At 61.3% G+C, this 12,504-nt stretch carries 10 protein-coding genes; all 10 read left to right on the forward strand.

The window, feature by feature from the left end; all coding sequences use genetic code 11:
- Positions 1 to 29: 29 nt before the first annotated feature.
- The 10 genes from L1K66_RS05855 (at position 30) to L1K66_RS05900 (ending at position 12,446) form a co-directional block, all read left to right on the forward strand.
- Positions 30 to 1,520 carry a sodium:solute symporter family transporter gene (locus L1K66_RS05855; protein WP_252260032.1) on the forward strand — a complete coding sequence of 497 codons (1,491 nt, stop codon included), beginning with the start codon at positions 30 to 32 and terminating at the stop codon, positions 1,518 to 1,520.
- Entirely contained in the window at positions 1,517 to 2,554 is a 1,038-nt protein-coding gene (locus tag L1K66_RS05860) for a UDP-glucose--hexose-1-phosphate uridylyltransferase (RefSeq protein ID WP_252260033.1), read from the forward strand. Before L1K66_RS05855 ends, L1K66_RS05860 begins: the two co-directional genes overlap by 4 nt.
- On the forward strand, positions 2,551 to 3,684 hold the full coding sequence (gene galK, locus L1K66_RS05865) for a galactokinase (protein WP_252260034.1): 1,134 nt from the start codon (positions 2,551 to 2,553) through the stop codon (positions 3,682 to 3,684). The genes L1K66_RS05860 and galK overlap by 4 nt, the downstream gene beginning before the upstream one ends.
- Positions 3,685 to 3,743: 59 nt before the next feature.
- Positions 3,744 to 4,748, forward strand: coding sequence for an ArsR/SmtB family transcription factor (locus tag L1K66_RS05870; RefSeq protein WP_252260035.1), 1,005 nt, complete (start codon positions 3,744 to 3,746; stop codon positions 4,746 to 4,748).
- A complete protein-coding gene (metF, locus tag L1K66_RS05875) occupies positions 4,745 to 5,674 on the forward strand; it encodes a methylenetetrahydrofolate reductase [NAD(P)H] (RefSeq protein WP_034952106.1) in 930 nt (309 codons plus the stop codon). Before L1K66_RS05870 ends, metF begins: the two co-directional genes overlap by 4 nt.
- Positions 5,671 to 6,732: a homocysteine S-methyltransferase family protein gene (locus tag L1K66_RS05880; protein ID WP_252260036.1), complete on the forward strand. Its 1,062-nt coding sequence runs from the start codon at positions 5,671 to 5,673 to the stop codon at positions 6,730 to 6,732. Before metF ends, L1K66_RS05880 begins: the two co-directional genes overlap by 4 nt.
- A 5-nt stretch (positions 6,733 to 6,737) precedes the next feature.
- Positions 6,738 to 9,365 (forward strand): methionine synthase, encoded by a 2,628-nt coding sequence (gene metH / locus L1K66_RS05885; protein WP_252260037.1) that lies wholly within the window; start codon positions 6,738 to 6,740, stop codon positions 9,363 to 9,365.
- Between the two features lie 271 nt (positions 9,366 to 9,636).
- The gene (locus tag L1K66_RS05890) at positions 9,637 to 10,059 is read left to right on the forward strand and encodes a curli assembly protein CsgF (RefSeq protein ID WP_034952110.1); all 423 of its coding nucleotides are present in this window, start codon (positions 9,637 to 9,639) and stop codon (positions 10,057 to 10,059) included.
- Positions 10,059 to 11,048: a CsgG/HfaB family protein gene (locus L1K66_RS05895; RefSeq protein WP_252260038.1), complete on the forward strand. Its 990-nt coding sequence runs from the start codon at positions 10,059 to 10,061 to the stop codon at positions 11,046 to 11,048. The genes L1K66_RS05890 and L1K66_RS05895 overlap by 1 nt, the downstream gene beginning before the upstream one ends.
- A gap of 372 nt (positions 11,049 to 11,420) precedes the next feature.
- Positions 11,421 to 12,446 carry a hypothetical protein gene (locus tag L1K66_RS05900; protein ID WP_252260039.1) on the forward strand — a complete coding sequence of 342 codons (1,026 nt, stop codon included), beginning with the start codon at positions 11,421 to 11,423 and terminating at the stop codon, positions 12,444 to 12,446.
- The last annotated feature ends 58 nt before the right edge of the window (positions 12,447 to 12,504 follow it).

Raw genomic sequence — 12,504 nt, forward strand, 5'->3', positions numbered from 1 at the left:
GGGGAATGCGAGAGGGGCGTAACGATAACATGCTGAACCAGCTTCCCACCACCAGTGCCGTGCAGATCGGTGTCGCGATTGTCCTTACGGCATTGGTCGGCCTTGCCACCTGGCTGACGATCCGCCGCGCAAAGCATGACGGATCGAAAAAGGATGTTTTCCTTGCAGGCGGGGGGCTTAGCTGGCTGTTTGTCGCGGGCTCGATCACGCTGACCAACCTTTCGACCGACCAGTTGGTGGGCATGAACGGCAACCAGATGGCGTTGCTGGCGTGGTGGGAAATCGCCGGATTTGCAGGGCTTCTGATCCTCGCTTTCGTGTTTGTGCCGATCTATTATCGCAACAATTGCACCACCGTGACCGAGCTTCTGGAAAAGCGTTACAACGGGCGGAGCATCCGTACGCTGATTTCGGCGCTGTTCCTCTTCGGTAATATCCTGATCTACCTGCCCGCCGTGCTTTATTCGGGCGGCACATTCATGCAGGCGCTGTTCGGCGATCAGCTCCCGGTGCTGGCTTTCGCTGCGGTTCTGGCGGTGATTTCGGCGGCCTACACGATTTTTGGCGGGCTGCGCGCGGTTGCGGTGATGGACACCTATTCCGGCATCGGAATTCTTGGCCTTGCGCTGCTGATCGTGGCGCTGGCGTTGGCGGCGGTCGACTGGAACATCACCGATGGCGTCCCGGCAGAACGGCTGACCATGATCGGCGGGCCGGACAGCCCGATCCCGTTCCATACGCTGTTCACCGGCATGATCTTCATCCAGATATTCTACTGGTCGACCAATCAGAACATCACCCAGCGCGCGATGGCTGCGCCCACGGTCAAGGAAGCGCAGAAGGGTGTGCTGGCCGCCGCTGCGATCCGTATCCTCATCGTGCCGCCGATTGTCGTCATCCCCGGCATCGTCGCTTACAAGCTGTTCGGCGATGTCGGCGATGCGGCATACGGCCAGCTGATTGCCGAAGTGCTGCCGCCGTGGCTTTCGGGCGCGTTCGCGGCGATGGTGGCAGCGGCTGTCATCACCACTTTCAGCGCGGTGCTGAACAGTTCGGTGGCGCTTTACTCGGTCGACTTCCACGAACAGTTCGCGGGCGAGGTGAAGGATCACTGGAAGCTCGCCGCTGCCGTATCTGTGCTGCTGACACTGACATCGATCATGCTGGTGACGGTCTATATCGACGCGGCCAGCGCCGATCCGACCGAATTCAGCATCATCAACCTTTTGCAGCAACTGAACGGGTTGCTCTCAATGCCGATCCTCAGCGCCTTTGTCGCCGGTCTGTTGTTCCGCAATGTCGAAGCTCCTGCGGCGATTGGCGGGGTGATCTGGGGTGTGGCGCTGTATGGCGGGTTCACCTTCTACCTTCAGCCCGAAGGATACATCGCGATGCATTACATCGACTTCATGGTGGTGACGCTGGTGACGAGCGTGATCGCTGCGCTCGCGGTGAACCGGGCGATGGGCAACCGGGCGCAGTTCGTCGGATTCGGGCGGCGTGGCGAGGCGGCGGCGTGAGCCTGGATTTCTCGAAGCCCCACCGGCGCTACAATCCGCTCACCGGTGCATGGGTGCAGGTGTCGCCGCAGCGCATGGGCCGTCCGTGGCAGGGGGAGGAGAGCGAGCCCGATCCGCCACCGCCAGCCTATGATCCCGCGTGCTACCTGTGTCCCGGCAACACCCGCGTCGGGGGTCAGGCGAACCCGGATTATTCGGGCGTCTACGTCTTCGATAACGACTTTCCCGCGCTGGAGCCGGACGGAGCCGCGCCGGAGCAAACCTTTGACCCACTGCTGCGCGCGGAGACGACCAGCGGCACCTGCCGGGTCATCTGCTTTTCGCCCGATCATTCAAAGTCGATGCCCGAACTGGCGCCGGGCCAAATCCGCGAGGTGATCGACGTCTGGGCGCGGCAGAGCGAGGAACTGGGGCAATCGCACGCCTGCGTGCAGGTGTTCGAGAACAAGGGCGCGATGATGGGCTGTTCCAACCCGCATCCGCATGGACAGGTGTGGGCGACCGCCCATCTGCCCGACGAATTGGTCGAAGAAACCGCGCAGCAGGCCGCCTATCATGACGAGCATGGCTCAAGCCTGTTGCTCGATCTGGCGGCACGTGAAGCGCAGGCGGGCGAGCGCGTCGTTGACATCAACGCCGACTGGATCGCCATCGTCCCGTTCTGGGCGGCTTGGCCGTTCGAGACTTTGCTGTTGCCGCGGTTCGAGGTTCAGCGGCTGCCCGAACTTGGCGATGCCGAGCGCGACAGCCTTGCTGAAATCCTCAAGGCGTTGACGACGCGCTACGACAATCTGTTCCGCACCAGCTTTCCCTATTCGATGGGCTGGCATCAGTCCCCTTTCGAGGACACGCCGTTGAAGTGGTTTCAGCTCCACGCCCATTTCTACCCGCCTCTCTTGCGCTCGGCGAGCGTGCGCAAGTTCATGGTGGGATATGAAATGCTGGCTGAGGCGCAGCGTGACCTGACGCCGGAACGCGCGGCGGAAATGCTGCGTAACGTCAGCGGCACCGAGCACTACCGGGGCGAGCGATGAACCACCGCGAGCAATTGCTGGAGCGCGTGCGCGCAGGCTTTCGCGCGGCCTATGGCGAGGAACCGCAGGCGATCTTTGCCGCGCCGGGTCGGGTCAACCTGATCGGTGAACACACCGACTATAATGACGGGCTGGTGCTGCCCTGCGCTATCGACCGCGAGACCATGATCGCAATTGGCGCGGGTAATGATGCACGGATCGAAAGCGTAGCGCTGGATCTGGGCGATGAGCGCGACAGCTTTTCGCTGCGTGAACCAATCGCGGCAACGCAGGTCGAATGGGCCAACCATGTGCGCGGCGTTTCCCGCTTCGTGATGGAAAGCGGCCATCAGATTGCCCCGGCACGGATCGCGATTGCCGGAAACGTCCCGATCGGAGCGGGTCTGTCCTCCTCTGCATCGCTAGGGGTGGTCTCAGGCCTCGCTCTAACGACTTTGGCAGGAACAGCCGCCGCGCCCGAAACGCTCGCTCAAGTGGCGCAAAGGGCCGAGAACGAGATGGTCGGCACGCAATGCGGGATCATGGATCAGATGGCGTCGGCATGCTCGCAATCGGGGCATACGCTGATGCTCGATTGCCGCGACCTCAGCTTTCGGCACATCGCCATGCCGCGCGATCTGGCGCTGGTGATCATCGATAGCGGTGTGCGGCATTCGCTCGGCGACAGCCCGTATAATGAACGCCGTGTCCAGTGCGAAGCGGCGGCGCGGCATTACGGCGCGGCTTCCCTGCGCGATGTTTCGCCAGAGCAACTGGTAGCCGAAAGAGGCAATCTGCCTGACCTCGAATTCCGCCGTGCGCGCCATGTCGTCAGCGAAATCGCACGAGTCAGCCAGTTCTCCAGCGCGTTGGAGGCTGCCGACGCTGCGCAGATTTCCGGATTGATGGCGGACAGCTTCCGATCCTATCGGGACGATTTCGAAGCCTCGGTTCCACAAGTGGACCGCCTGTTCCAGCTGATCAGCGAAGTGCTTGGCCGGGACGGAGGAGTCCGCTTGACCGGCGGGGGATTTGGCGGATCGCTGGTCGCCCTTGCGCCGGTTGACGCGGTGGAGGCAATTCGCAAGGTTTCGGCCCCGGCGCAGGTCGGCATTTTCAAGCCGTCCGCCGGTGCGGCCAGAATTGCCTAGGGCGCTTGGCTCACTCAGCGGATTTACACATATAAAAATATCTTTATATGTCGTGCGCGATGACTATCGACGCGCTGTTCAAGGCTTTGGCTGATCCCACGCGGTTGCGCATTGCGCGGCTGCTGTCGGCCATGGAACTTGCGGTGGGTGAACTGGCGCAGGTTCTGGGGCAAAGCCAGCCGCGCGTTTCGCGTCATGTCGGTATCCTGTGCGATGCCGGTCTGGCAGAGCGCCGTCGCGAAGGCAGCTGGGTGTTCCTGCGTGCCGCTGGTGGTGGCGAGGCAAGCGGCCCGGTGCTTGCCGCACTCGACCAATTGCTGGCCGCTGCCGAACGGGAAAGTCCGGAATTCGCGGCAGTTTGCGAGGATGACCGGCGCAAGCTGGCCGCGATCCGCGAGGCGCGCGAGGTCAATGCCGAAGATTACTTCGCGCGCCACGCCGAACAATGGGACGAATTGCGCGCGCTCCACACCCCGGACATTCAGGTGGAGGAACAACTTGCCGCAACGCTTGGCACTGCGCCGCTCGGCGTGGTGCTCGACATCGGTACCGGCACTGGGCGCATGGCCGAACTGTTCGCCTCTGCGGCGGAGCGGGTTGTGGCGCTCGACAAGAACCTTGAAATGCTGCGGGTCGCGCGGGCAAAACTCCAACATCTGCCCGCATCGCGGGTGGAACTGGTACAAGGCGATTTCGCAGACCTGCCGTTCCCCGCCGCCAGTTTCGACACGGTGCTGCTGCATCAGGTGCTGCACTTCGCGCAGGACCCCGCCTTGCCTATGGCCGAAGCTGCGCGGGTTACGCGCCCCGGCGGGCGGATCGCGATTGTCGACTTCGCCGCGCATGATCGCGAAGACCTGCGCGATCGGCATCAGCATGCCCGCCTCGGTTTCTCCGATGTCCAGATGAATGACTTGCTGCAATCAGCGGGCTTCACTCCCGGTGAACCGATCACGCTCGAAGGCGTTGAGCTGATTGTAAAGATCTGGATCGGCCGTCGCAGCACCTCCTCCGGCGCCGAAGCCGCAACCCCCATTCAGGCCGCCAACAAAGCGACATCATGACCCCGACACTCGATCAACTCCACGAACACCGCACCGCTGTCGACACGCCGCTGTTTTCGGGCCTGCCCGGAGATGTCGCGGTGAGTTTCGAATTCTTCCCGCCCAAGAGCGAGAAGATGGAGGCGCAATTGTGGGACGCGGTGCAGCAATTGAAACCGCTTGATCCGAGCTTCGTTTCGGTAACCTACGGTGCAGGCGGCTCCACCCGCGAACGCACGCACGCAACCGTCGCCCGGATCATCGCCGAGGCGAAGCTTCCGGCGGCCGCGCACTTGACTTGTGTCGGCGCCTCCAAGGCGGAAATCCGCGAAGTAGCGGAGCATTACTGGGAGGCAGGTGTGCGCCATATCGTCGCGCTGCGCGGTGATGCAGGCGAGCCGGGGGCGCCCTTTGTCCCGCATCCGGAAGGCTTCGCCAGCGCTGCCGAACTGGTGAAGGGGTTGAAGGAAATCGCCGATTTCGAGATTTCGGTCGCCGCCTATCCCGAAACCCACCCTGATGCCGATTGCCCGCAGGCGGATATCGACAATCTCAAGCGAAAGCTGGATGCGGGGGCCACCCGCGCGATTTCGCAATTCTTCTTTTCCGCCGATACCTTTTTCCGGTTCCGTGATGAACTGGCGAAGAACGGGATCGAGCAGCCGGTTCTGCCCGGTATTCTTCCCGTCACCAATGTCGCGCAGGCGCGCAAATTCGCGGGAGCTTGTGGAGCGCAGATACCCGAGTGGATGGATGGCCTGTTCGAAGGGCTGGATGAAAGGCCCGCCGCACGTCAGCTCGTCGCTGCTACTGTCGCCGCCGAACTGTGCCGCCGCCTCTACGCCGGGGGCGTGCGCGATTTCCACTTCTACACCCTGAACCGGCCTGAGCTCGCCTATGCGATCTGCCACATGCTCGGCAAACGGCCCAAGGGAGATGCCCGATGACACTCACCCCCAGCGAAGCGCGCCAGCGGCTCAATGCCGCGGCGCAAGAGCGCGTGCTGATCTTTGACGGCGCGTTCGGAACTCAGATTCAGGAGCGCAAGCTCTCCGAACAGGATTACGCAGGCGATCTTGGCCTGCCCGCCGATCAGAAGGGCAATAACGACATCCTCGCGCTGACGCGGTCCGATGTGATCGAAGAGATCACGCGCAGCTATCTCGATGCGGGATCGGACGTGATCTCGACCAACACCTTTTCCGCCAACCGCATTTCGCAAGCCGACTATGCGGCAGAGGATCAGGTCGCCGCGATCAATATTGCTTCGGGCAGGATCGCGCGGGCGCTGGCGGATGAGTATGCGGCCAAGGACGGCCGCCCCCGCTTTGTCTCGGGCGCGATCGGACCGACCAACAAGACGTTGTCGCTGTCACCCGATGTCGAAGACCCGGGCTATCGTGAAATCGATTTCGACGAGCTGACCGCCGTCTACAAGGAACAGGCCGCCGCGCTGGTGGAAGGCGGGGTAGATTTCATCCTGATTGAAACCGTGTTCGACACGCTCAACGCCAAGGCCGGGATCATGGCGGTCAAGCAGTTGGAGGCGGAGCTAGGTCGCGAAGTCCCGGTGATGATCTCGATGACGCTTACCGACCTTTCGGGCCGCAACCTGTCGGGCCACACGGTCGAGGCATTCTGGTATGCCGTGCGGCACGCCAAGCCGGTTACCATCGGGCTCAATTGCAGCTTTGGCGCGGACCAGCTGCGCCCGCATATCCAGTCGCTTTCGGCGATAGCGGACACTCTGCTGATGGCCTATCCGAACGCCGGATTGCCCAATGAACTGGGCGAGTATGACGAACTGCCCGACACGACTGCATTCCTGGTGCGGCAATGGGCCGAGAAGGGGCAAGCCAATATCCTTGGCGGGTGCTGTGGTTCGTCTCCGGCGCATATCAAGGCGATTGCCGAAGCGGTAACGGGCTTGCCCCCTCGCGCAATTCCCACACCCGAAACCGCTATGCGGCTTTCCGGGCTTGAAGCATTCGTGGTGGCGGCCTGATTCCCATGAACCAGCAAGCATCAAGCGCCCGCTTCATCAACATCGGTGAGCGCACCAACGTGACCGGCTCGGCCCGGTTCAAGAAGCTGATCATGGCGGATGATTACGCCACAGCCGTCGAAGTCGCGCGCGACCAGGTCGAAAACGGCGCACAGGTGATCGACGTCAACATGGACGAAGGTTTGCTCGACGCGGAACACGCGATGACGACCTTCCTCAAGCTGATCGCTGCTGAACCTGATATCGCGCGCGTGCCGGTGATGATCGACAGTTCCAAATGGGCCGTGATCGAAGCAGGGCTGAAGTGCGTAAGCGGCAAGCCGATCGTCAATTCGATCAGCATGAAGGAAGGCGAGGCACCGTTTCTCGAACAGGCGCGCAAGTGCATGGATTACGGCGCTGCTGTTGTCGTCATGGCATTCGACGAAGTCGGACAGGCCGACACCAAGGCGCGCAAGGTCGAAATCTGCAAGCGCGCCTATGACCTCCTCACTGGCATCGGCTTCCCGCCAGAAGACATCATCTTCGATCCCAACATCTTCGCCGTGGCGACCGGGATTGAGGAGCATGACCGCTACGGCCTCGATTTCATCGAGGCGGTGCGCGAGATCAAGGCATTGTGCCCGCATGCCAAGACAAGCGGCGGGCTGTCCAACCTGTCCTTCAGCTTCCGCGGCAATGAAACCGTGCGCCGCGCGATGCATTCGGTCTTCCTCTACCACGCGATCCCCGCCGGGCTCGACATGGCGATTGTCAACGCAGGGCAGCTCGACGTCTACGACACGATCGACCCGACCCTGCGCGAGGCGTGCGAGGACGTGATCCTGATGCGCCGAGCGGATGCGACCGAGCGGCTGATCGACCTCGCCGAAAGCTACAAGGGCAAGAGCGTCGCCGACGAGAAGGCGGCCGAGGAATGGCGCGGCTGGCCCGTCGAGCGGCGGCTGGAGCACGCGCTGGTCAAGGGCATCGACGCGCATATTGTCGATGATACCGAACAGGCCCGCGCCGCTATCGCGGATCGCGGAGGCAGGCCGATTGAGGTGATCGAAGGCCCCCTGATGGACGGCATGAACGTCGTCGGCGACCTGTTCGGCAGCGGCAAGATGTTCCTGCCGCAAGTGGTCAAGTCCGCGCGCGTGATGAAGAAAGCGGTCGCGCACCTCATCCCTTATATCGAGGCGGAGAAGGAACTGCTGCCCGAGGCCGAACGCAGTTCCAAGGGCACGATCATCATGGCGACCGTCAAGGGCGACGTGCACGATATCGGCAAGAACATCGTTGGCGTGGTGTTGCAGTGCAACGGCTATGACGTAGTTGATCTGGGCGTGATGGTGCCCTGGCAGGACATCCTCAAATCGGCGAACGAGAACAAGGCCGACATGATCGGCCTGTCCGGCCTGATAACCCCTTCGCTCGACGAGATGGTGACCGTTGCCGAAGAAATGCAACGAGCCGGGATGAGCATGCCGTTGCTTATCGGCGGGGCGACGACCAGCAAGGTCCACACCGCGCTCAGGATCGATCCGAATTACGAAGGTCCGGTGATCCATGTACTCGATGCGAGCCGAGCGGTCGGTGTGGCTTCAAAACTGCTGTCGGATACCCAACGGGACGCTTTCGTTGCCGAGGTTGCAGACGAATACACCCATGTGCGCGATGCCCGTGCGGGCAAGGCGGAAAAGCAACTGCTGACGCTGGAGGAAGCGCGCGCGAATTTCTACGACGCCTATCTGTCGGACAAACCGGCCCCGCCCGAAAAGCCGGGTGTGCATGTGTTTGATGACTGGTCGCTTGCCGATTTGCGCGAATATATCGACTGGACGCCGTTCTTCCGCGCGTGGGAATTGCACGGCAATTATCCGGCAATCCTCGACGATGAAATCGTCGGTGAAAGCGCGCGCAGCCTGAAGGCGGATGCCGATGCCATGCTCGACAAGATCATTGACGAAAAATGGCTCACCGCGCGCGGCGTTTGCGGGTTCTGGCCGTGCGCGCGCGACGGCGACGATGTGACGATCCACGATCCCGAGGGCGAAACGCGCACAGTCCTGCCGTTCCTGCGCCAGCAGATCCGCAAGAGCCGGGATCGCGCCAATATGTGCCTTGCCGATTTCATCGATCCCAATGGTGACTGGATCGGCGGGTTCGCTGTCGGCATTCACGGGATCGAGCCGCATTCCGCCCGGTTTCAGGCGGACAAGGACGATTATTCGGACATCCTGCTGAAAGCTCTGGCAGATCGCTTCGCCGAAGCCTTTGCCGAGGCGCTGCATCAGCATGTCCGCACCGATCTGTGGGGCTATGCTCCGGGCGAACAGCTCACCAATCAGGCGCTGATAAAGGAAGAATATCGCGGCATCCGGCCCGCACCCGGATATCCCGCTTGCCCCGATCATTCGCTGAAGCCGATCCTGTTCGATCTGCTCGATGCCGGGACAAACGCCGGATTGAGCTTGACGGAGAGCTTTGCGATGTGGCCAACCGCTGCTGTCAGCGGGTTCTATTTCGGGCATCCGGAATCGCAGTATTTCGGCGTGGCAAAGATCGGGCGGGACCAGCTTGAAGACTATGCGCGGCGCCGGGGTGTGGATGTCGCCATTGCTGAGCGCTGGCTGCGGCCCAATCTCTGACTGCTCACAAACCGAAAGCTTATTCCTGCCAGACTGTCGTATTTCTGCGTAAGTTGACATTAACCAAATTGCGCAAGCTGGCGTTTGCGATCTAGGGTCCCGGTTTAGAACATTGCCGCCTCAAAAGGCCCGGAAAGTCCCGGAATCTCTGGCCAAACGTTCTGGACGTGTTATTAAGTTGCTCGACTCGGTCAGATTCGCGTCAGCGGTCTCAGACTGAATAGGTTAACGAGTGTGTGGGCTGCCGCTTGGCCGGCAGGGGGGTTTGAGAATGCTACGTTTTTCCGCGGTAGTTTTAGCGCTGGGTCTCGGCGCCGCCGCAAGTCCGGCTCTTGCACAAGACCTTGTGCATGAACCGATAAGTCCGACCTTTGGCGGCAACCCCTTCAATTCCAATCACATCCTTGGCATTGCCAACGCTCAGAACAAGACGCGCGATCCCGATGCCGTGGATCGCAACAGCCAGTCGAGTATTTTTGCGCGGCAGCTTGAATCGCGGCTGCTCTCGGCCCTGTCTTCGCAGATTGTGGATGCGATCTTCGGTGACAATCCGCAGGAGCAGGGGACGATCACATTCGGCGGCCAGACCATCGAATTCTTCCGCTCGCTCGATTCGGTCACGCTGATCATCCGCGACGACGACACCGGTGAAGAAACCCGGATTGTCATTCCTCTCTTCATCGAGGTGAACTGATGCGTTCGTTTGCCAAGATTGGCTTTGCGGCGGCACTTGCTCTCGGTTTGAGTGGCTGCATGAGCGTTGGGCAGAGCGGGCGCGATCTGCTGCCTGAGCAGACCAGCCTCGCATGTTTCCCGAAGAAGACGCAGACGCAGAACCTGCTCAACCAGCTGCCCCCGCCGCAGCGGCAGGTTGCGATCGCCGTCTACGGCTTTACCGATCAGACCGGACAGTTCCGTCCGACCAACACCGGCCAGATCCTGTCGCGCGCTGTGACCCAAGGGGCGGGCTCGATTCTGGTCAAGGCGCTGCAGGATGCGGGCAACCGTCAATGGTTCACCGTTGTCGAGCGTGAACGTCTCGATAACCTGCTCAAGGAGCGCCAGATCATCGGTGAAATGCGTCGCCGCTATCTGGGTGAAGAGCAGACTGATCCCAATGCGCTGCCGGCGCTGCTGTTTGCGGGCGTCCTGCTCGAAGGCGGGATTGTCGGATATGACACCAACACCGTGACCGGCGGAGCCGGAGCAGCGTTCCTCGGCATCGGCGCGCGGACCGAGTATCGTCGGGATACCGTGACCGTTTACCTGCGTGCGGTTTCGGTGCGTACCGGCGAAGTTCTCACCAATGTTCAAGCGTCGAAGACGATCGCCAGCCAGGCAATCGGCGCCAACGCCTATCGTTTCGTGGCGTTCCGCGAACTGCTCGAAGCGGAATGGGGTATCACTTCGAACGAGCCGGATCAGGTCGCCCTGCAGCAAGCGATCGAGAAGGCGGTTTACGGCCTTGTGCTTGAAGGCGTTGATCTCGGCCTCTGGCGGTTCTCCGATATGGAGTCGACCCGAGCGCTGATGGAAACCTATCGCGCCGAGCGAGACGGAATTTACGATGCGAGAGATGTTCAGGAAGCCGTGAGGCGGGCGGGCTCTCTTACCGCGCTTACAGTCGTCGATGGTGGAGGGGATGAGGACAAGGGATCCTGGCCCTCTAAGATCGAAGCATAGGTTCGAACGCGTCCAGAAATAAGAAGGGGCGCGAAGAGCGGGTCGCAAAAGGTGCACGCAGCGGAGCTGCAACTCCAACGCGTGCGAGATATTGGTAGCGATTACCCTTTAGCACGGCGTCTTACGCGCCGTTGCCATGCTTGGTTATCGCCTGCTGAAGCAGGTGACGCAATTATGCAGAAATACGTAGTGAGCGCGAAAATTCAGCCGGGTCACCCGGTTGCTGCGCGCGCTACGCGCCTGCTTTCCTCATCCCGCAACCGGCAGTCTGGTGAATTTACCGGAAAGGCTCTCCGTCGCGTTCCAGCGACCAAGGGGCTCTGCGCGGCTGCCGCGCATCATCAATCCGACATCACCGAAGAGGAGTAGACAATGAGGAAGACAATCTTGACCGGAGCATCGCTGTTGGCGCTTGCAATGGCAGGCCCGGCGTTTGCGCAAAGCACGTCGACCGTCACCCAGAACGGCAATGGCAACACTGCCGACGTGACGCAGACAGGCTCGAACACCTCGACCATCAGCCAGATCGGCGACAACAACGATTCTGACGTAACGCAGTCCGGCACCGGCAACGAGTCGGACATCGACCAGTCGGCAACTGGAACGAACACCGCTTCTGTCACGCAGGAAGGCACCGATTCCTTCGCTGATATCGATCAGACCGGTACTTCGGACGGTAACATTGCAACCATCACGCAGGATTCGCTTGCTGATACCAACACCGCCGAAATCGTGCAGGTCGACGCGACCAACGGTGAAGCCACGATCAATCAGGGCGGCGGCGCAGGCAATGCGGGCGTCATCGTGCAAGGCGACACCTCGGTCGTCGGCGGCACCGAAACCGGTTCGGATCTTGCCCTTGCGACCATTGATCAGCTGGGCGCCGACAACGTTGCTCTGGTGGCGCAGGCCGGCACTTCGCAGGATGCCAGCGTAAACCAGGCCGGCAACGGCAACTTTGCGATCGTCGGGCAGGGCGCAGATAATGCCAGCAGCGACAGCATCGCCGACATTGATCAAGTTGGCAGCTTCGACACCGCTCAGGTTTTTCAGAACAGTGAAGGTAACGAAGCCTATGTTCTGCAGGTCGGTGCGGTAACCGGCAACGAGGCATTTGTTGATCAGGGCTTTGCCGGTGGCGGTGATTTCAACACCGCCGACATCCAGCAGGATGGCGACGATAACCTGAGCGCGATCCAGCAGAACGGCCTTGTTGCCGGAACGGACAACACCGCCTTCAACGAGCAGGTTGGCATCGGCAACCAGAGCTTCATCACGCAGGAAGGCAGCCTGAACGATGCAACCGTCCTGCAGTACGATGGCAGCACTTCGACCGTGACCCAGACCGGCGACAACAACATCGCCGCCGTCACTCAGGGCACCCCGCCGATTCCTTGATTTCATCAGCTTGAGAGCCGGGCGGACGGGGGGTCCGTCCGGCGCTTACAACAAATAC

The sequence above is a fragment of the Erythrobacter aurantius genome (assembly GCF_023823125.1).
Lineage (GTDB): Bacteria > Pseudomonadota > Alphaproteobacteria > Sphingomonadales > Sphingomonadaceae > Erythrobacter > Erythrobacter aurantius.

Bases quoted from the DNA above. Each gene is read 5' to 3' on its own strand.
- L1K66_RS05855 (WP_252260032.1), top strand. From the start codon at position 30: ATGCTGAACCAGCTTCCCACCACCAGTGCCGTGCAGATCGGTGTCGCG.
- galK (WP_252260034.1), top strand. From the start codon at position 2,551: ATGAACCACCGCGAGCAATTGCTGGAGCGCGTGCGCGCAGGCTTTCGC.
- L1K66_RS05870 (WP_252260035.1), top strand. From the start codon at position 3,744: ATGACTATCGACGCGCTGTTCAAGGCTTTGGCTGATCCCACGCGGTTG.
- metF (WP_034952106.1), top strand. From the start codon at position 4,745: ATGACCCCGACACTCGATCAACTCCACGAACACCGCACCGCTGTCGAC.
- L1K66_RS05880 (WP_252260036.1), top strand. From the start codon at position 5,671: ATGACACTCACCCCCAGCGAAGCGCGCCAGCGGCTCAATGCCGCGGCG.
- metH (WP_252260037.1), top strand. From the start codon at position 6,738: ATGAACCAGCAAGCATCAAGCGCCCGCTTCATCAACATCGGTGAGCGC.
- L1K66_RS05890 (WP_034952110.1), top strand. From the start codon at position 9,637: ATGCTACGTTTTTCCGCGGTAGTTTTAGCGCTGGGTCTCGGCGCCGCC.
- L1K66_RS05895 (WP_252260038.1), top strand. From the start codon at position 10,059: ATGCGTTCGTTTGCCAAGATTGGCTTTGCGGCGGCACTTGCTCTCGGT.
- L1K66_RS05900 (WP_252260039.1), top strand. From the start codon at position 11,421: ATGAGGAAGACAATCTTGACCGGAGCATCGCTGTTGGCGCTTGCAATG.